Origin of the sequence: Sutcliffiella cohnii (genome assembly GCF_002250055.1) — a bacterium.
Lineage (GTDB): Bacteria > Bacillota > Bacilli > Bacillales > Bacillaceae_I > Sutcliffiella > Sutcliffiella cohnii.
In genome coordinates this window covers 2,968,873-2,988,333 of sequence record NZ_CP018866.1, presented here as the reverse complement: position 1 = coordinate 2,988,333, position 19,461 = coordinate 2,968,873, and the positions used below count along the sequence as shown (strand labels likewise).

At 35.9% G+C, this 19,461-nt stretch carries 19 protein-coding genes and 2 riboswitches; of the genes, 11 read left to right on the top strand and 8 right to left on the bottom strand.

Going from position 1 to position 19,461, the window contains the following annotated elements; genetic code table 11:
• The first annotated feature begins 42 nt into the window (after nucleotides 1–42).
• Together BC6307_RS14960 and BC6307_RS14955 are read left to right on the top strand one after the other, a co-directional pair.
• Entirely contained in the window at nucleotides 43–318 is a 276-nt protein-coding gene (locus BC6307_RS14960) for a hypothetical protein (protein WP_066416480.1), read from the top strand.
• 37 nt (nucleotides 319–355) lie between these two features.
• Nucleotides 356–925 carry a DJ-1/PfpI family protein gene (locus BC6307_RS14955; protein ID WP_066416481.1) on the top strand — a complete coding sequence of 190 codons (570 nt, stop codon included), beginning with the start codon at nucleotides 356–358 and terminating at the stop codon, nucleotides 923–925.
• A 202-nt stretch (nucleotides 926–1,127) separates the two neighbouring features.
• On the opposite strand, the gene BC6307_RS14950 is transcribed toward BC6307_RS14955, so the two are convergent.
• The 4 genes from BC6307_RS14950 to BC6307_RS14935 form a co-directional block, all read right to left on the bottom strand.
• The gene (locus BC6307_RS14950; protein ID WP_066416483.1) at nucleotides 1,128–2,579 is read right to left on the bottom strand and encodes a carbon starvation CstA family protein; all 1,452 of its coding nucleotides are present in this window, start codon (nucleotides 2,577–2,579) and stop codon (nucleotides 1,128–1,130) included.
• A 161-nt stretch (nucleotides 2,580–2,740) separates the two neighbouring features.
• Nucleotides 2,741–3,490, bottom strand: coding sequence for a LytR/AlgR family response regulator transcription factor (locus tag BC6307_RS14945; RefSeq protein ID WP_425319500.1), 750 nt, complete (start codon nucleotides 3,488–3,490; stop codon nucleotides 2,741–2,743).
• Nucleotides 3,456–5,210, bottom strand: coding sequence for a sensor histidine kinase (locus BC6307_RS14940; RefSeq protein ID WP_066416486.1), 1,755 nt, complete (start codon nucleotides 5,208–5,210; stop codon nucleotides 3,456–3,458). Before BC6307_RS14940 ends, BC6307_RS14945 begins: the two co-directional genes overlap by 35 nt.
• A gap of 129 nt (nucleotides 5,211–5,339) precedes the next feature.
• Complete coding sequence (locus BC6307_RS14935; RefSeq protein WP_066416487.1) at nucleotides 5,340–5,723, bottom strand: cytochrome c oxidase subunit II; 384 nt, start codon at nucleotides 5,721–5,723, stop codon at nucleotides 5,340–5,342.
• A 190-nt stretch (nucleotides 5,724–5,913) separates the two neighbouring features.
• On the opposite strand from BC6307_RS14935, the gene BC6307_RS25735 reads away from it, so the two are divergent.
• Nucleotides 5,914–6,294, top strand: a complete 381-nt coding sequence (locus BC6307_RS25735) for a DUF5658 family protein (RefSeq protein ID WP_066416490.1) — start codon at nucleotides 5,914–5,916, stop codon at nucleotides 6,292–6,294.
• Here BC6307_RS25735 and BC6307_RS14925 read toward each other — a convergent pair.
• Nucleotides 6,271–7,071 (bottom strand): YqhG family protein, encoded by an 801-nt coding sequence (locus tag BC6307_RS14925; RefSeq protein WP_066416491.1) that lies wholly within the window; start codon nucleotides 7,069–7,071, stop codon nucleotides 6,271–6,273. The genes BC6307_RS25735 and BC6307_RS14925 overlap by 24 nt on opposite strands.
• Nucleotides 7,049–8,746 carry a DEAD/DEAH box helicase gene (locus BC6307_RS14920; protein ID WP_066416493.1) on the bottom strand — a complete coding sequence of 566 codons (1,698 nt, stop codon included), beginning with the start codon at nucleotides 8,744–8,746 and terminating at the stop codon, nucleotides 7,049–7,051. Before BC6307_RS14920 ends, BC6307_RS14925 begins: the two co-directional genes overlap by 23 nt.
• Before the next feature lie 257 nt (nucleotides 8,747–9,003).
• Nucleotides 9,004–9,097: riboswitch (glycine riboswitch) on the top strand.
• A 3-nt stretch (nucleotides 9,098–9,100) separates the two neighbouring features.
• A riboswitch (glycine riboswitch) is annotated at nucleotides 9,101–9,191 on the top strand.
• A gap of 117 nt (nucleotides 9,192–9,308) precedes the next feature.
• Here BC6307_RS14920 and gcvT point away from each other — a divergent pair.
• The 5 genes from gcvT (at nucleotide 9,309) to BC6307_RS14895 (ending at nucleotide 13,919) form a co-directional block, all read left to right on the top strand.
• Complete coding sequence (gcvT, locus tag BC6307_RS14915; RefSeq protein ID WP_066416494.1) at nucleotides 9,309–10,412, top strand: glycine cleavage system aminomethyltransferase GcvT; 1,104 nt, start codon at nucleotides 9,309–9,311, stop codon at nucleotides 10,410–10,412.
• 13 nt (nucleotides 10,413–10,425) lie between these two features.
• Nucleotides 10,426–11,772 carry an aminomethyl-transferring glycine dehydrogenase subunit GcvPA gene (gene gcvPA / locus BC6307_RS14910; RefSeq protein ID WP_066416496.1) on the top strand — a complete coding sequence of 449 codons (1,347 nt, stop codon included), beginning with the start codon at nucleotides 10,426–10,428 and terminating at the stop codon, nucleotides 11,770–11,772.
• Nucleotides 11,765–13,231, top strand: coding sequence for an aminomethyl-transferring glycine dehydrogenase subunit GcvPB (gene gcvPB, locus BC6307_RS14905; RefSeq protein ID WP_066416497.1), 1,467 nt, complete (start codon nucleotides 11,765–11,767; stop codon nucleotides 13,229–13,231). Before gcvPA ends, gcvPB begins: the two co-directional genes overlap by 8 nt.
• A 194-nt stretch (nucleotides 13,232–13,425) precedes the next feature.
• Nucleotides 13,426–13,725: a DinB family protein gene (locus tag BC6307_RS14900; protein WP_066416498.1), complete on the top strand. Its 300-nt coding sequence runs from the start codon at nucleotides 13,426–13,428 to the stop codon at nucleotides 13,723–13,725.
• Nucleotides 13,689–13,919: a DinB family protein gene (locus BC6307_RS14895; RefSeq protein WP_084380447.1), complete on the top strand. Its 231-nt coding sequence runs from the start codon at nucleotides 13,689–13,691 to the stop codon at nucleotides 13,917–13,919. The genes BC6307_RS14900 and BC6307_RS14895 overlap by 37 nt, the downstream gene beginning before the upstream one ends.
• 217 nt (nucleotides 13,920–14,136) lie before the next feature.
• Here BC6307_RS14895 and BC6307_RS14890 read toward each other — a convergent pair whose 3' ends face one another.
• The gene (locus BC6307_RS14890; protein ID WP_066418530.1) at nucleotides 14,137–14,517 is read right to left on the bottom strand and encodes a rhodanese-like domain-containing protein; all 381 of its coding nucleotides are present in this window, start codon (nucleotides 14,515–14,517) and stop codon (nucleotides 14,137–14,139) included.
• 143 nt (nucleotides 14,518–14,660) lie between these two features.
• Here BC6307_RS14890 and BC6307_RS14885 point away from each other — a divergent pair, with 143 nt between their 5' ends.
• From BC6307_RS14885 to BC6307_RS14875, 3 genes are all read left to right on the top strand, one after another.
• Nucleotides 14,661–15,497 carry a lipoate--protein ligase family protein gene (locus BC6307_RS14885; RefSeq protein ID WP_066418528.1) on the top strand — a complete coding sequence of 279 codons (837 nt, stop codon included), beginning with the start codon at nucleotides 14,661–14,663 and terminating at the stop codon, nucleotides 15,495–15,497.
• A gap of 415 nt (nucleotides 15,498–15,912) precedes the next feature.
• Nucleotides 15,913–18,480 (top strand): vitamin B12-dependent ribonucleotide reductase, encoded by a 2,568-nt coding sequence (locus BC6307_RS14880; protein WP_066418527.1) that lies wholly within the window; start codon nucleotides 15,913–15,915, stop codon nucleotides 18,478–18,480.
• A gap of 137 nt (nucleotides 18,481–18,617) precedes the next feature.
• Nucleotides 18,618–19,232: a VanZ family protein gene (locus tag BC6307_RS14875; RefSeq protein WP_066418520.1), complete on the top strand. Its 615-nt coding sequence runs from the start codon at nucleotides 18,618–18,620 to the stop codon at nucleotides 19,230–19,232.
• Nucleotides 19,233–19,307: 75 nt separating this feature from the next.
• On the opposite strand, the gene BC6307_RS14870 is transcribed toward BC6307_RS14875, so the two are convergent.
• Nucleotides 19,308–19,445 (bottom strand): anti-repressor SinI family protein, encoded by a 138-nt coding sequence (locus tag BC6307_RS14870; RefSeq protein ID WP_084380562.1) that lies wholly within the window; start codon nucleotides 19,443–19,445, stop codon nucleotides 19,308–19,310.
• Nucleotides 19,446–19,461 lie beyond the last annotated feature (16 nt).

The window sequence follows — 19,461 nt, the reverse complement described above, 5'->3', positions numbered from 1 at the left end:
AGAAAGAAACACTTAAGGAATATAATCGAAAGGAGACTTAATTTGGGTTCTCTAGATGTTACTATGTTTATCGTCTTATTACTATGTGCCGCAGTCGGCATGACCATTGCATTAATTATCTTTACATCTATTTTTGTACAAAGTAGAGCAAAAGGATATATATACATCTTGATGCTTATTGCTGGTTCCGCCACCTTGTTAATTAGCATTTATGAAACGTCACCTATCCTTGCAGCAGCAATTTTAATATTATATGCAATTTTAACAGTGTTAACTTGTTTCAACGTTAAGAAAAAATTAAATGAAGCTGAACTATGATAGTTAGCTAGATAATGAAAAAGATGGGATAGATAAGATGAAAAAAGCATTACTATTTTTGTTCGATGGATATTGTGAATTTGAAATTACTCCAGCGATTTCGATGCTAAGAGGGACTCATGAAATCACTACGTTCGCAATGGATAAAGCTCCGAAACTATCAGAAGCGGGTTTGTTAACACTTCCTTCTTTGACAGTTAGTGACATTAAAATTGTAGACTATGAAGCTTTAATTATTCCAGGCGGAGACTTAAAGCCTATTGCGGAAGCTGAGAAGTTTTTTCAACTTGTAGAAGCTTTTCATATGGCAGGTAAGGTAGTTTCTGCTATTTGTAGTGGAGTGTTTGTGTTAGCAAAAGCAGGGATACTACAAGATGTTCCATACACTGTAACATTAGCAAAATACCAAAGAGAGTTTTTAGGAGTTTTTCCTGAAGAGTATTTCGTATATAAGCCAATTGTAGCTTCAGGAAATATATTAACAGCTCAAGGTCATGCCTATGTACAATTCGGTATTGAATTAAATAAAATGTTACGAACTGTTAATGATGAAACCATTGATTTTTATAACGGAAAGAGAAATGTAATGATGGAAGGCAAATCATAACTTACAGCTAAATAAAAGACAAAGCACATCATGAACTTGATGTGCTTTGTCTTTTATTTTGTTATTAAAATTAATAATACTGCTACGACAATTACGATACTACTTATTTTTACAAACAATGGAACCGTTTGATTTTTCTGTTCATTAACTTTCTTTTCTTTTTCGCTTACGATTTCGCGATATCGGGGATTACATGGTCCCATTATGCAACTTTATTATAATCTGAAATATCTACTTCCAATGGTAAATTATTCGCTCGTGCTCGTCTTGCAGCAAGGAAGAAAATAACGACTAGAACAGTTGCTCCAATGATTCCACCAACCCAAGCTATGTTCATCGGTAAGCGGAAACCAATTTGTGCGTTCAGTATATACGTTAGAACCATAACTAGCATAAATGTTCCTGGAATTAAGGCAATCCAGTAATTTTTTCTTGCGATATATAAGTACATAGCACCTACAAATAAAGCGATAACAGCGGTTGCTTGGTTTGCCCAGCTAAAATATCTCCAAAGTAGATTAAAATCAATTTGTGTTAAAACGACAGAGATACCGAATATTGGAATGGCGATCCATAAACGACTTGAAAATTTCTTTTGAGCAACGTTGAAATATTCTGCGATAATCATACGAGCACTACGGAATGCTGTATCACCAGATGTGATAGGTAAAACAACAACCCCAAGTACTGCAATTGTTCCACCAACAGCTCCTAGTATAACTGTTGAAATTTCACTAACAACAGCACCAGGTCCACCAGCAGCTAGCACATCACCTAAACCGTTAGAACCACCAAAAAGGCTCATTGCAGCTGCAGCCCAAATCATCGCGATAATACCTTCTGCAATCATCATACCGTAGAAAATTTTGCGGCCTTGTTTCTCCTTTTGAGTAGTACGTGAAATAATTGGCGTTTGTGTCGCGTGGAATCCAGATAGGGCACCACAAGTGATAGTAAAGAATAATAACGGTAAAATTGGCGCGTTATCAGGATGGAAGTTCGTTAAAGAGATTTCTGGAATTGGAGCACCTTTTACTATTAAACCAATACCTACTCCAACGGAACTTAACAATAGGATTGCACCAAAATAAGGATAAAGACGACCAATAATTTTATCAACTGGCATTAATGTAGCTAAAATATAATAAACGAATATTGCAGCAATGATAATACCTAGTGCAATCTTTCCGTCTGCTAAAACATGTAATAAACTAGCTGGTGTTGATACGAATACAGTACCAACTAATAAAAGTAAAAGGACAGCGAAGGCATTTACAACATGCTTCATTACTTTTCCTAAAAACTTACTAGCAAGTTCAGGAAGGTGGGCGCCACGGTTACGAATAGAAATCATTCCAGTTAAATAATCATGAACAGCACCAGCAAAAATACAGCCGACCACGATCCAAATAAATGCTACTGGTCCGTATAAAGCTCCCATAATAGGTCCAAATACAGGACCTGTTCCGGCAATGTTTAATAATTGTATCATTGAGTTTTTCGGTGTGCTCATCGGCACGTAGTCAACACCATCACCATTAACAAAAGCTGGTGTAGGGCGCTCTTCTTTAACGCCGAATACTTTTTCAACAAATTTTCCGTACGTAAAATATCCGATAATTAAAAGTACAATACATATTAAAAATGTATACATGAAAATTCCTCCTTTGTTATCTATCAAATGAATGAATGCGTTTACATTTAGTATAAATAAATAAGAGATAATAGGGAGGGATTTTGATTAACAGGTAGAAATATTAGTTTAATATGTTCAAAAATACAATTAACATGCAAAAAGTAATAAACAGATACGGCTTATATTTCTAACCTTTTTCTTAACGCTTTTACATAGTTTCTACTAACAGAAAGCTGCTCTTCTCGACCATCTAGCTCTAATTGGTATGCTCCATTAAACCACGGAGTCAACCTTGAAACATAGTGCAAGTTAACGAGGAAGCTTTTATGAATTCGAAAGAACCCAAACGTGACTAGTCTCGTTTCTAAGTCTTTTAATGGAGTCTTTGTTTCAAATTCTTTATTTTTTGTTACTATTTTTGTCAGTTTTTCTTCGCGAGATATATATAGTATCTCTTTAGGTTCAAGATAAAATATTTCTCCATCACATTCTACTGCTAGCTTTCCAGTAGGCCTGGAAACATCTTGTTTTTCAATAGAACGATAGTGTTGTTCCAATCGGTTAATCGTTTCCTTCAGCTGTTCTTCATCAAAAGGCTTAAGTAAATAATCCATTGCGTTAAATCGAAACGCTTCGACAGCGAATTGTGGATAAGCAGTTGCAAACACAATTAGTGGCGGCTTTTTGAGCTCCATTAACGATTTTGCTGCAGTCATCCCATCCATCTTAGGCATCTCAACATCTAGAAAGACTACATCTGGTTGATGTTGCATTGTTTTCATAATAGCACTCTCACCAGAATCTGCTTCGCCAACTATGTGAGTAGAAGGAAATAAGCTCAATAAATGTTTTAATTCCTCACGACTATATGGTTCATCATCGACTACGAGTATTTTAATTTTTTGGTCCACTATTTTGCACCTCCGCATAGGGAATAGAAAAGGAAATTTCCGTACCTTTATTTTCTTCACTTATAATTTTCAAAGCTGAATCATCACCATAACAAAATGTGAGACGGCGATTTACATTATATAAAGCAACTCCACTACCTGTAACAGACTCTATCGGTGTAGTACCAATTTCCTTTAATCGTTCTTTTGTCATTCCGTTGCCATTATCTTTTACTTCAACGATAACGTTATCCTTAACTCTTTCAATACATATAGAAACGTTATAGTCATTCTCTTTTTCCTTCATCCCATGCTTAATCGCATTTTCTACAAGTGGCTGAAGAGTAAGAGGAGGGATGAGAGATTGTAATGCTTCCTCTTCTATTTTATATGAAACGGTAAGTTTATTCGAAAATCTAGTCGATTCTATCGCTAAATAAGCTTTCACATGTTTTAATTCTTGCTCAAGCGTTGTTTTAGTTTGTGTTGTTGCTGAAAGATTTTGCCGTAAAAAATGCGAGAGCGATACGAGTAACTTTCGAGCTTTGTCAGGATTAATGCGAACTAAAGATAAAATGGTGTTAAGTGTATTAAAAAGGAAATGTGGACTAATTTGTGCTTGTAACGCATTAATTTCTGCCTCTTTAGCAAGTTGATATGCCTTGTCCGCCTCCGCAACCTCTAGCTGATTACTTAACAGAGCACTTAATCCTGTAATAAGCTCCATGATGACAGGTGTAATTTCTTTTTGCGAGCCAAAATAAAATTTTAACGTTCCAATCGTTTTTCCACGCTGTTTTAATGGTGCGACTATTACAGCTCCTAATGGACAATGCGCTTCTCGACAATGAATTTGTTCTTTTGTTGCAACAATTATTTTACCTTGACGAATAGTATCTACTGTAATCTGAGTTTGGATGGGCATTTTTGCACGATGATGATCATCTCCATCTCCTACGTGAGCTAATATTTCCGTTGTATTCGTTATTGAAACTGCTTTTGCTTTTAATTCTTCGTGAATAATTTGACATACTGCTTGGGCCGAATGAAGGTGGAGTCCATTTTTTAAATGGGAAATCGTTTTATCGGCAATTCGTAACGTTTTTTGTGCTTGCATAGCTCCTGCCTTTTCTTCTTCGTTAATGACACTTTTTATAATCATAAGGAAAAGAGCACAACCAAGACCGTTCGCAATAATCATTGGAATCCCGATGATATTAACTAAAGTCCATGCCTGTTCAAATGGTCGGGCTAAGAGAAGAATTACCAGCATTTGAATACCTTCTGCAAAAGCTGCAATAATGAAGGCAGAACGTAATTTAACATGTTTATTTTTTCGATAAAAGTAACTGGAAAGTACTCCAGCGATAATTGTAGCAAAACCGCATGCAAAGGCAGTAAACCCACCTAACGTAAAACGATGTATTCCTGCAATAAGTCCAGCGCCTATACCAACTTTATATCCACCTAAGAGACCTGCTAACACAACACCAATTACCCGTGAATTTGCTATTGCTTCATCAGTAGAAAGATCGGAGGTCCAGCGGCTAAACTGTAAACTTTCCGTACTTAAACTTAAGCCTGTATAGGTTCCGATAATACCGAAGAAGCCGAAGAAAAGAATGGCAATGTATTGTTGCTTTCGATTTAGTTCATCTTGGTATATCATTCCTCTAAAAAAAGTGAATCGGGTTAGGATAAAGGCGATGGTTACGATAATTCCTAACCTTTCTACCATTGTAATTAATAGCTCGAACATAGGAAATCTCCTTTAATACTCTTCAATTATTTTAATAATAGTATAGCGGTTTTTATAGGTTATACAAATATCATAATCTGTATTTTTACAAGCGAAAAACCCTCACTTCCTACAAGTAAGGGTTAAAACTTATTCTTCTACAATTAACGAAATTGTCATTGTTGCATGTCCGATACCGCATAGTTTTGTACAAAGTCCTTTGTATTCACCAACTTCGTTTGCGGTATAAACTTCTGGAGCTCTTTCTGAAAGAATGAGCTTAGTCCCATGAAACTGTATACCGTGAGAAACGTTATTGTCAGTTTTTAAGGTGAATTTTACTGTTTCTCCTTTTTTTAGTACGATTTCCTCTGGTTCAAATCGAAAATCTTCGATGTCCGGTCCGGTATAACCTGTAATGGTTATCTCTCTATCTACTTCTACTATTTCGTCAGTTGTAATAGTATTAGACTGCCCACAACTGGATAAAATAAGAAGAAATAGAATAGTAGTAATAAAGAAAAGTTTTTTCATAATCGCAATGCCTCTCTAATAAATTTATTATGTTTATCACACACATTATAACGGAAAATAAGAGACGGTGTCGATTTTTAAAGGATGAAATATTTCTTATTTACGAACGACATCTGGATAAATTCAAGTTAATACGTTACAATCGTTCTTAATTAAGAACAATGAATAGAAAGAAAAAAAGAGGTGAACTATGTACGGATTATTTTTAAGTTTATTAATATTAAACGGCATAGATGGAGTTCTCACTTTTATTGGGTTGAAATTTAATATGATCGAAGAGGCCAATCCGCTTATGTCACTCCTATTCACCCACAATCCATATTTATTTTTAATTATAAAAATTACTCTATCTTTCCTTCTACTCATTTTTCTTATTAGAAAACAAATACCTAATACTAGGTTAGTAAAAATACTATCCATTTTTGCAATTGCTAGTTATTCATATGTAACTTGTCTCCATTTAGTTGGATTTATTACTGGATTTAACATAAAAAAGGGTCCAAAAAATCAGTCGATACTCATTTTTTGGACAGCCCTGTTATTGTTTTTATTTAATAAAATTCTGTGTTAAGTAAAATAGCCCACCATTAATAATTTCTACTTCTATTTTTGGTTCATATTGTTCCTGTAATGCGATCATTTCCGTTTCGTATACTTCAGGCTTTTCCTCCAAATTCTCGTAAAAGTGATTGAGTAAATTCAAATCCTTTTGCCATCTTTCACGTGCCTCTTCTGCCCATGTATGATCATCGCTAGCAATAAACCCTCTTACGTAATGCTCCAATCTTGATAGCCCACTTTGCGGTTTAATGATTGGTGACATCGTAAAACAAAAGTCCGGAATTTTTGGAGTTACACTAATGTTTTTCATCTTTTCTTGGAATTGTTCGACAATTGCTCCGGAAATTAAATGGATGCCAAGAGATTTCAACATATCTTTTTTACGGTCACATTTATATGATATTTTCAAGTTTACATTTAACCAAGGGTGTAGTGCTAAATGTCCGTTAGGTGGGACTGTTTTTACATGTTCATAAAGACGAATGTAGTTACCTAATTTTCTCGTTGATTCAAAAATTTGACGAAGGCGAGGAGAGCCGAAATGAACGACATCTCCTTTAATATCATCAGGTGCTTCATTTTGATTCGTTATTAGCGTCAATTTCATTGGATTCGGAACGCCACCTGTTTTCTCTAAATAATGCCAGTAAAAGGGGCGATTTATTAATTCTTTATCCATTTCAATCGTCAGTTGCACGGTTAAATGGTGTTGCTCGTTTTCGATAATTTCGCAATTATTCGCAGTGAAATATCGTTCTAAATAATTATGAATCTCCTGCTGCTGCATGATTTAGTGACTCCTTTCGTAACTGATCGGCAAATTGGATTACCGATGATAAGTTTTCCATTTTAATTTTCATTTCTCCTTCAGACTTAGAGTTAAGAAGAATGTCTTCCATCTGATCTTCAAAATCTTTAATATCAAGCTTAGATAAAATTTCATCAAGCTCTCCAATAACCCGTTCGAATAGATGAATTTTTTCATATAATAGCTTTAAAATGTGTTCTTCCACGGTGTTTTTCGTTGCAAAGTTATAAATATGAACATCTTTTTCTTGCCCCAATCTGTGAATCCTACCAATTCGTTGCTCTAATCTCATCGGATTCCAAGGCAAGTCATAGTTAATAATATGGTTGCAAAATTGAAGGTTAATACCCTCACCACCAGCTTCGGTCGCAATTAATACTTGTACTCTGTTTTTAAAGAGCTCTTTCATCCAATCTTTTTTTCCTCGTTTAAATCCCCCGCGGAACGGTACAGACGTAATCCCATTTTGTTGAAGAAACCATTGTAAATAAAGCTGTGTTGCACGGTATTCCGTAAAAATAATAACTTTATCATCAATTTTTTGGATTAATTCTAATACTTTCTGAGCTTTAGAGTTTTCTGAAACTGCATCAATTTTTTCTTTTATATTATGAAGTACTGCTGGAACTTCATAATTTGGATCTTCTTTTGTCTTGCGCTCAACCATGTTTTTTAATGTGAAAAATACGGCTTCTCGACTACTACACGCTTCTCGCTGCAATGTCAAAATGGAAAATTGACTCGTAATAGGAAGTTCTTCATTATGCTTTAAATCACAAATTGTTTGATAAAGCTGTTGTTCTTGTTCGTTGAATTCTATTATGCAAGACTCCACATGTCGTTTGGGCCAATCAATACCTGTATCACCACGACGGTTTCGTATCATAACTTTATTCACTAGCTCTTTTAAATACTCATCATTTTCGAGTTTTCTCTCTTTCGCTTTGAATATTTCCTCAAAGTATTGTTCGCTTCCTAAATGTCCAGGCTTTAATAAAGAAACTAGGTTAAATATTTCTTCGACTTTATTTTGAATAGGTGTAGCTGTTAATAATAAACAAAACTTCTTTTTTAGCGCTTGCACAAACTCATAGTTTTTTGTTTTATTATTTTTTAGTTTATGAGCCTCATCAATAATGACCATATCGTATTGTTGTTCGAATATAATATCACGATGAGGGTTTCTTTTTGCGGTATCAATAGAAGAAACAACTACGTCACATTGTTCCCAAACATAGCTTTTTTTCTGGGCAATTGCAGGTATATAAAATTTTTGATTTAATTCAATCGCCCATTGCGAAACGAGTGATGCAGGTACTAATATTAGTACTTTTTTTACAAGGCCACGAATCATATATTCTTTTAGTACTAGACCAGCTTCAATCGTTTTGCCGAGCCCTACTTCATCAGCTAAAATTGCTTTTCCGTTCATTTCACCCACTACTTTTTTAGCTACTTCTAATTGATGGGGCAATGGAGTTAAGTTTGGTAAATAATTAGGAGCTTGTAACCCTTCAAACTGTTCAATCGCCATATGCTCCTCTGCTTCCAGTGCAAGCTGAAATAAATCAAAGTTCGACCAAGGACCATCATCCTCCATTCTTTTCATTAAATCTTCTTGCCAACTCGAGTCGAAGCTTATTTCTAAATTCATTGAAGAGCATCCTTTCTATAAAAAAATAGTGTTTTTTTGCTGTAAATTTAATAATATGCTTATATGTAATCGTTTCCTAAGAACAAAAGACGAACTTTATAGTCATAAAAAAATAAAAATGTTAAGGGATTTATTGTTGCCTTTTTATTAGTGTAAGTGGTAGGATAATAGTGAGTATTCGATAGAATGTTACAAATATTTATTTACTAATTTGATACATTCTAGTATGACCCATTTTATCGTTAAATATGTAGCGAATGATGGCAAGGGGAGAGACTGTCAGTTTAACAGCACCGAAGGAGCAAGCAAATTATTTGTGAATCTCTCAGGTAAAAAGACTCTTGCTGGACGCAACTCTGGAGAGCGTTCCATAATTAGGGAACCACCAAAGGGGAAAGCCTTTATTCGATTCGAATAGGGTAAACTTTCAGGTGCAAGGACAGAGAACTCACTTTTACAAGGGGGGGTTCTGTCCTTTTTTGTTTTGATCAAAGAAACAAAAATCTCTATCAAATTGTTTAAAAAATGTAAATCTTTTAAAAATGTGAAGGGGGCCAAATCTGTGTCACAATTAAGTAGAACTCCAATATTTGACCTGTACAAAGAGTACGGAGGTAAGACAATCGATTTTGGCGGATGGGAATTGCCTGTCCAGTTTTCAAGTATTAAAGAAGAACACGAAGCGGTCCGTACGAAAGCTGGATTGTTCGATGTATCCCACATGGGCGAAATTGAAGTAAAAGGTACAGGAAGTCTTCGCTTTTTACAAAAAATGATGACAAATGACGTTTCCACAATGAAAGACGGTGGAGCGCAATATACAGCAATGTGCTATCCAAATGGTGGTACAGTAGATGATTTATTAATATATAAAAAGGCGGACAACGACTATTTACTAGTTGTTAATGCTGCGAATACAGATAAAGATTATGAATGGTTAATAGAACATATAACGGAAGATGTTGAAATAGTAAACATCTCTAGTAACGTTGCACAATTAGCACTTCAAGGTCCACTAGCAGAACAAACATTACAAAAGCTAACAGAGACTGATTTATCACAAATTAAGTTTTTTAAATTTATAGATGGTGTTAAAGTTGCTGGAGAAACTACATTAGTTTCTAGAACTGGCTATACAGGAGAAGACGGTTTTGAAATTTACTGTTCAAACGAGGCAGCTCCGAAACTATGGTCTGCTATTTTAGAAGCTGGGAAAGAATTGGGTGTACTTCCTATTGGTCTTGGTGCAAGAGATACACTTCGTTTTGAAGCAAATCTTGCTCTTTACGGTCAAGAATTATCAAAAGACATTACTCCAATTGAAGCAGGAGTTGGTTTTGCTGTTAAACCGAATAAAGAGGAAGACTTTCTCGGAAAAGCAGTGTTAAAAGAACAAAAAGAAAATGGTGCACCTCGTAAACTAGTTGGTATCGAAATGATTGATAAAGGAATTCCACGTCATGGCTATGAAGTATTTGTGGGTGATGAGAAAATTGGTGAAATTACTACCGGTACTCAATCACCAACTTTAGGGAAAAATATTGGTTTAGCATTATTAAAAGCTGAATTCACAGAGCTTGGTCGTGAAGTAGAAGTACAAGTGAGAAAGAAACGTTTAAAAGCAGTGATTATAAAAACTCCATTTTATAAACGTCCGAAAAATTAAGGGGGAAGCTAACATGAAACATCGTTATTTACCGATGACAGAGACTGACCAAAAAGAAATGTTAGAAACAATTGGTGTTACATCAATTGATGAATTGTTTGCTGATATTCCAGAAAAAGTTCGATTTCAAGGAGAACTTAACATAAAAAAAGCAAAACCTGAAACGGAATTAATGAAGGAATTGCAGCAACTTGCAGATCAAAACAAAAACTTAAAGCAATATACATCATTTTTAGGTGCTGGTGTATACGACCATTACATGCCAGTTATTGTGGATCATGTTATTTCTCGTTCCGAGTTCTACACTGCTTATACGCCATACCAGCCTGAGATTTCTCAAGGTGAATTACAAGCCATTTTTGAATTCCAAACGATGATTTGTGAATTAACAGGAATGGAAGTAGCGAACTCTTCTATGTACGATGGAGCAACATCGTTGGCGGAAGCAGCAATGCTATCATGCGGTCAAACTCGAAAGAAAAAAGTATTAATTTCTAGCGCAGTTCATCCAGAATCGAAAGATGTTGTAAAATCGTACGCAAGTGGTCAATACGTAGAAGTAGTAGAGGTCCCTTCTGTTGACGGTGTAACAGACCTTGACGCTTTAAAAGAGTTAATGGATAGTGACGTGGCAGCAGTACTTGTTCAATATCCTAACTTCTTTGGACAAATCGAAAAACTGAAAGATATTGAAGAAATAGTACATGCAGAAAAAGCTATGTTCGTTGTTTCGTCTAACCCACTTTCTTTAGGTGCGTTAACACCTCCAGGTAAACTAGGGGCAGATATCGTTGTTGGAGATGCGCAACCATTCGGTATTCCAACACAATTCGGTGGACCACATTGTGGTTACTTTGCTGTAACATCTAAATTAATGAGAAAAGTACCTGGCCGATTAGTAGGTCAAACAGTAGATGAAAAAGGTCAACGAGGCTTCGTATTAACATTACAAGCGCGTGAACAACATATTCGTCGAGATAAAGCGACTTCTAATATTTGTTCAAATCAAGCATTAAATGCACTAGCTGCATCTGTTGCGATGACAGCCCTTGGGAAACAAGGTGTAAAAGATATGGCTACCCAAAATATACAAAAAGCTCATTATGCGAAACAACAGCTTGAGCAGCACGGTGTTCAAATAGCGTTTTCGGGACCATTCTTCAATGAGTTTGTAGTGCGCTTAAATAAACCAATTGAAGAAGTAAATGAACATTTACTCTCTAAAGGAATTATTGGAGGATATGATTTAGGTCAAACGGATCCAAACTTGAAAAATCACATGTTAATTGCCGTAACTGAACTACGTACAAAAAATGAGATTGATACACTTGTGAAAGAATTGGGGGATGGCAATGAATAAGCAAGGAAACCAACCGTTAATTTTTGAACTATCGAAAGAAGGCCGAATTGGCTACAGCTTGCCGGAAATGGACGTTCCAACTATTAATGTGGAAGACGTTATTCCTGCCGATTATATACGCCAAGAAGAACCAAATTTACCAGAAGTATCTGAGCTAGATATTATGCGCCATTACACAGCACTATCTAACCGAAACCACGGTGTAGATTCTGGCTTCTATCCACTTGGTTCTTGTACAATGAAGTACAACCCTAAAATCAATGAAAACGTGGCGCGCTTCCCAGGATTTGCCCATATTCACCCGTTACAACATGAAAGTACTGTACAAGGTGCGTTAGCATTAATGTATGATTTACAACAGCACTTAAAAGAGATTACTGGTATGGATGAAGTAACACTTCAACCAGCTGCAGGGGCACACGGTGAATGGACTGGATTAATGATGATCCGTGCTTTCCATGAGAACAACGGAGATACAAACCGTACGAAAGTTATCGTTCCTGACTCTGCACATGGTACGAATCCAGCTTCAGCAACTGTGGCAGGATTCGAAACTATCACAGTTAAATCCGACGAAAATGGATTAGTAGATTTAGAAGATTTAAGACGTGTTGTTGGTCCTGATACAGCAGCTTTAATGTTAACGAACCCGAATACACTAGGACTATTTGAAGAGAACATTTTAGAAATGGCAGAAATTATCCACGGTGTTGGCGGTAAATTATATTACGACGGTGCTAACTTAAACGCTGTTTTAAGTAAAGCTCGTCCTGGAGATATGGGCTTTGACGTTGTTCACTTAAACTTGCATAAAACATTCACTGGCCCTCATGGTGGTGGTGGTCCAGGTTCTGGTCCAGTTGGAGTGAAAGCTGACTTAATTCCGTATCTTCCTAAACCATTAGTAGTACAACACGAAAATGGTGAGTATGGCTTTGATTATGATCGTCCACAATCTATCGGTCGTGTAAAACCTTATTACGGAAACTTTGGCATTAACGTTCGTGCATATACTTATATCCGTACAATGGGTCCTGATGGGCTAAAAGCTGTTACAGAATATGCCGTACTAAATGCGAACTACATGATGCGTCGTTTAGCGGAACATTATGATCTACCATTTGATCGTCATTGTAAGCATGAGTTCGTTCTATCAGGGAAGCGCCAAAAGAAACTAGGAGTACGTACGCTTGATATCGCGAAACGTTTACTAGACTTTGGCTATCATCCACCAACAATCTACTTCCCGCTTAACGTGGAAGAGTGTATTATGATTGAGCCGACTGAAACAGAGTCTAAAGAAACGCTAGATGAATTCATTGAAGCGATGATTCAAATTGCAAAGGAAGCAGAAGAAAACCCAGAAATCGTTCAAGAAGCACCACATACTACTGTAATTGGTCGCTTAGACGAGACGATGGCTGCGCGTAAACCAATATTACGTTATCAACCAGAATAATAAAAAAAGAGGGCCGATTAATATGATCGGTCTTCTTTTTATATGTGGAGGCACGCATCTTTTCGATAACATTAGAGATGGCTTATAAACATCTGTGTTCAGGCTAAAACATTGAGTATTATTCTTCTTAAAACGTACATAAAATCAATTATAATAAAGTAAGCGTAATCATTTATTAAAGGAGATGAGTCAAAATGTACTATGAACAAACCAAACAGATTCGACAAGATTTATTACATAATATTGAGAAATTAAATGAGCAAGATCTTATTAAAAAACTCGACGGATGGACGATAGGAGAAATATTAGAGCACTTATATCTTACGGAAAGGAAATTTGTTGGCATTATAAAGGAAGCTGTAGCAATACAAATGAATCAGAAAGAAAAAGCTAACCCCGATTTTGACTTGTCTTTTCTTATGGACCGTACGCGTAAGATTAGTGCTCCTAATGACATTTGTCCAACAGTAATACGTATGGCAAAAATGAATTAATCCAATTATTAAGTGAATCAAGGGAAGAACTAGATGAGTTTGTAAGATCAACTCCATCCAATGATTGGAACCAGTATACTAGTCCCCACCGATGGATGGGGGAATTAACAGTTGGAAAGTGGATTGAACTAATCGGTTTTCATGAAAAACGCCATATACATCAAATAGAAGAAATATTACAATCATCGAAATAACAAAAGACTGCTCAAGGTTTTGAGCAGTCTTATAATATTTGTAATTACAATTTTACTTTGTTACGTCTAGCTCCGGCGGCTAGGTCCGGCTCAAACTTCGCAATTCCTCCGTACGATAAGTCAACATCAGCTCTCTATCGTTCGCTGTGTTTCCTTTATCTCCTGCGGAAAAGCTCCAGTTTGATTGGACCTGAACGAGCCGCCTCCGCCTTTGTAATTATTTCGTTTTAATCTTTCCTGTCCATTTTTTAAATCCGCCTTGTAATTGGTAAAGCTCTTTATAGCCTTTACGATGCAGCATTTGTGCTGCACGGCCACTACGCATAGAGTTTTGACAATAGAAATAAACTGGTTTGTCAGGACGGATCTCATTCATACGCATTTTTAACTGAGATAACGGAATATTTCTAGCACCTAAAATATGGCCACCATCAAATTCCTTAGGTTCTCTTATATCAATTAACTGTGCTTTACGGTACCCTGCACGGAATTCTTCCTCAGATAGTGTTTTTAATATTTTTCTTTGATAGAAATAAACAATAACAGAATAGATAATAATCGCAACTACTATTGCAAGTAAAACATATAATGATGTCAACGTATTCAACCCCTCTTTTCTATGTGTACTAAATAATTATATAAAAGGTTGTCGAAAAAGTCATCTTCTAACTAAAAATTTTGCTAGTTAGTATATCTTTTGCTAGACTTACATTATATACATAGTAAGAGAGGAAAACATAAATGGCGAAAGAAACTTGGAGATATATTGATTCTGGCAACCAATCCCCATTTTTTAATATGGCTCTTGATGAGGCCTTATTAGATTGGCATAGTGAAGGGAAAATCCCTCCTACCATTCGATTTTACGGATGGAACCCACCTACGCTTTCGATTGGCTACTTTCAAAAGGTAGATAAAGAAATTAACATGGATGCAGTCAATCAAAATACGTTAGGGTTTGTAAGAAGACCAACGGGTGGACGAGGTGTTTTACATGACAAAGAATTAACATATAGCGTTATTGTGTCCGAAGAACATCCAGAAATGCCTAAAACTGTTACAGAAGCTTATCGAGTCATTTCAGAAGGCATATTAGAAGGGTTTAAACAGCTTGATTTGGACGCTTATTTTGCCATTCCGAGAACTGAGGAAGAAAAAGATGGATTGAAAAATCCCCGGTCAGCAGTATGCTTTGATGCGCCTTCATGGTACGAGTTAGTTGTTGAAGGTAGAAAAGTAGCAGGAAGTGCCCAAACGAGGCAAAAAGGTGTTATTTTACAACATGGCTCGATTTTACTAGATATAGATGAAGATTTGTTGTTTAGTCTTTTTGTATATCCAAACGATCGTGTAAAAGAACGAATGAAACGGAATTTTAAAAATAAAGCAGTTGCAATTAATGCTTTAAGAAAAACTCCTGTTTCGATGGAAGAAGCTAAAATAGCTTTTAAAGAAGGATTTGAAAAAGGGTTAAACATTCATCTAGAACGTTATGAACTTTCTGAAAGTGAAATACAATATGTAGAAAAGCTAGCAAATGAAAAATACGCTACAAAAGAATGGAATTTTAAAAGGTAACGAGTTAATTCTCGGTACCTTTTTATTTTTACCGTCGTTAACATGATTACAATTAAAAGTAAACATGTTTTGACGAAAAAAATATTTATTTATATTTTGGATATCGATTTCGAGAAAGCTTGATACATCAAGTTATTAATAGTAGTGGATATTTTTCAACCTACAAAATATCGCAAAATTCGTCATGAAAAGGATTAAATCTTAATTTCTCTCATTTTATCTCTGTTTTTTTATTATTTAGCGATTTGACAAATAGAGAAATAGTAGGTCTTGAATCAATATGTTGTGTTCTTGTTGATAAAATATATACTATATATAGTTGTTTTATGTTGAAAGTTCATCAATAGATGTGTTATTTTATGATTATACTTTTAAATAGTCATATAGAAGATTAGTAGAATAAGGAGTTGTGATGATGGTTATATCACTTAATGAACAATCAAAGCTGAATAGAGAGAAATTAAATAAAGATATTCAGCAATTCCCTCAAGTACATGAAATTACTGACGACATGAAGCTTACTCATAAAGGTGTTTCTCGTTTAGTAATGTTAGATAGATACGCTTTTAAAGATACAGAAAAGCGTACACTGTCGGAAGGCGACTTTGTTGTGCTAACGATAAAAGAAGATCCAAAATTCCCAGCAAGAGGATTAGGATTTATACAAAGTATAGATTGGACTACCAATAAAGCAAAAGTTTTAGTAGAAGAAGAATATCGTGGTGTACTATCAAAAGAAGTAGAAATAGAAACAGGAATCGTAGAACGGTCTCTTGATGTTATTGAAAAACCTCTTGAGATCTTCTACGAACAAATTGCAAAAAGAAATGCAACAGGTTTAGCATCAGTAGAAAAAACGGAAGAAAAACGTAAAGAATGGACTGAGAAGTTTTACCAGGAGCTAGTATCAATGAACTTTGTACCAGCTGGGCGCGTATTATATGGGGCTGGCTCAGGCACGGAAGTTACATTCTTTAACTGTTACGTAATGCCTTTCGTTCAAGATTCACGTGAAGGTATTTCAGAGCACCGTAAACAAGTTATGGAAATCATGAGCCGTGGTGGCGGTGTAGGTACAAACGGATCGACACTTCGTCCAAGAAATACACTAGCTCGCGGTGTAAACGGTAAATCATCTGGTTCTGTTTCATGGTTAGATGACATTGCTAAACTTACACATCTTGTTGAGCAAGGTGGATCCAGACGCGGAGCTCAAATGATCATGTTAGCCGACTGGCATCCTGATATTATTGAGTTCATTATTTCAAAAATGCAAAATCCTAGAATACTACGTTATTTAATTGAAAACACAAACGATGAAGGTATAAAAAAGGCAGCGGAAGATAAGCTGAAATTTACACCGTTAACTCTACAAGAAGAGTCAATGTATCAAGGTATTGTAAATTACAAACATATTCCTGGATACGGTGGTTTCAGTGAAGGGATTATTAGAGATGCAGAACTTAAGTTAAGAGAAGGCGGAACATACTCTGTTCACAATTCGGAGTTCTTAACAGGAGCAAACATTTCCATCTGCTTAACAAAAGAGTTCATGGAAGCAGTTGATACCGATAGTGAGTACGACCTTCGTTTCCCAAGTGTTGAAAACTATTCCAAAGAAGAAATGGAACACTACAACAACGAATGGCATCAAGTAGGTGACGTTCGTGAGTGGGAAAAGCAAGGTCACGGCGTACGTGTGTATCGCACAATTAAAGCTCGTGAACTGTGGAATTTAGTTAATATTTGTGCAACATACTCCGCAGAACCAGGAATTTTCTTCATGGATAATGCGAATGACATGACAAATGCAAAAGCATACGGTCAACAAGTTGTAGCAACTAATCCATGTGGAGAACAGCCGCTAGCTCCTTACTCTGTATGTAACTTAGCAGCGGTAAACCTTGCTGAAATGGCAAATAAAGAAACAAAAACAGTCGACTTCGAAAAACTAAAGCGTACAGTAGAAGTCGGAGTAAGAATGCAAGATAACGTTATTAATGCAACACCTTACTTCTTAGAAGAAAACAAAAAGCAAGCGTTAGGAGAAAGACGTGTTGGTTTAGGTGTTATGGGGTTACATGATCTTCTCATTTACTGTGAATCTGTTTACGGTTCAGATGAAGGTAACAAATTAGTTGATGAAGTATTTGAAACGATCGCAACAACTGCATACCGCGCTTCGATTGAGCTTGCGAAAGAAAAAGGTAGCTTCCCATTCTTAGTTGGCGAAACAGAGGAAGAGACAGCTAAATTACGTGAGGCGTTTACACAAACTGGTTTCATGAGTAAAATGCCTGAAGATGTTAAAGAAAACATTAAAGCTTATGGAATCCGTAACTCTCACTTGTTAACTGTTGCTCCTACAGGTTCTACTGGAACGATGGTTGGAGTATCGACAGGATTAGAGCCATACTTCTCCTTCTCTTATTTCCGTAGTGGTCGTTTAGGGAAGTTCATGGAAGTAAAAGCTGATATCGTTCAAGAATATTTAGATCGTCATCCTGAAGCTAATCCAGAGGAATTACCGGAGTGGTTTATTTCCGCAATGGAATTATCCCCAGAGGCGCACGCGGATGTTCAATGTATTATCCAAAATTGGATTGATAGCTCTATTAGTAAAACAGTTAATGCTCCTAAAGGATATTCAGTAGATCAAGTAAAGAAAGTATACGAGCGTCTATATAAAGGTGGTGCAAAAGGTGGTACGGTTTACGTGGATGGTAGCCGTGACACACAAGTTCTAACTTTAAAAGCAGAGGAAAACTTTGCTGGAGATGTAACAGAACAATTAGAGATGGTGGAAGAAGAGAAAAAGCCAGTAGTACTAGTTGAAACAATTCATGACCTGCGCTCGACTAATGTTACTTTCGGTTCTGAAGTTGGTAACACTTGCCCAGTTTGTCGTGTAGGGGAAGTAAAAGAAATTGGCGGCTGTAACACGTGTACGGATTGCGGCGCGCAATTAAAATGTGGTTTATAAACGTTTGAGAAATTAAGTAGCTCGTCCTAACGAAAAAAGATGTTAGGACGAGCTACTTTTTTAAAAGTAATATTCCAAATTGTGGTATTATTAAAACTGCAATTAAATTACATATAAGATGAAGTAACGGAGGGAATATGAGTTTAATACTGTTATATGTATACAAAATGATAGAGTATATGGTAATTGCTGTCCCTTTTTATATAATAGGTAGATTTGTTTATATGAAAAGGAAAAAACAACAAGCAAGTGTAGGGCGAGAGTTGCTATTAGGCTTTTTTTCTCTTTACATCATTGCAGTAGCATCCCAAACGATTATTCCAAAATGGGATGCGGGGATTATTAGTTCGACGGGAGAATTTTATTTTAATGTACAATGGTCAAATGAAATAGCTAGCGTCAATATCATCCCGTTTCGGACACTTTTCCTATATCTTCAAGCAAATCCTAACATAGACAATTGGAGTAGTTTATCAATGGTTAATATATTTGGGAATATGTTTGTTTTTACACCGATTGGAATTTTCGTTCCTCTTCTTTATCGAAGAGTGCGTTCGCTTAAAAAGATATCAGTAGTTGCTCTAGCGGTTACATGTTTCATCGAAATAACACAATTATTTATCGGACGAAGTACAGATATTGATGATGTTATTTTGAACACAATTGGAGTTATGATTGGTTATGGGATGTTTGTCTTTATTAAAAGGAAGATTAATAGGAGATTAAAGGGGAATAAGAAAGTTTGGGGATAGGGAAATATACAGTAAATAAAAGACTAGAATACTAGATGTTCATTCTAGTCTTATTGCACCACAATCATCTGAATTCTATCGGTCATTTATGCTCTTTTCGTCCAAAAATTCCTTCACTTGTTCTATCGTTAAGCCAATTTCTTTCGCGATTAAAAGAAGCTCAATCCAGTCTGGGTCTAGCATATCATAACTTTTTTCCTTTACCGTTTCCATTCAAATCATCCCCAAT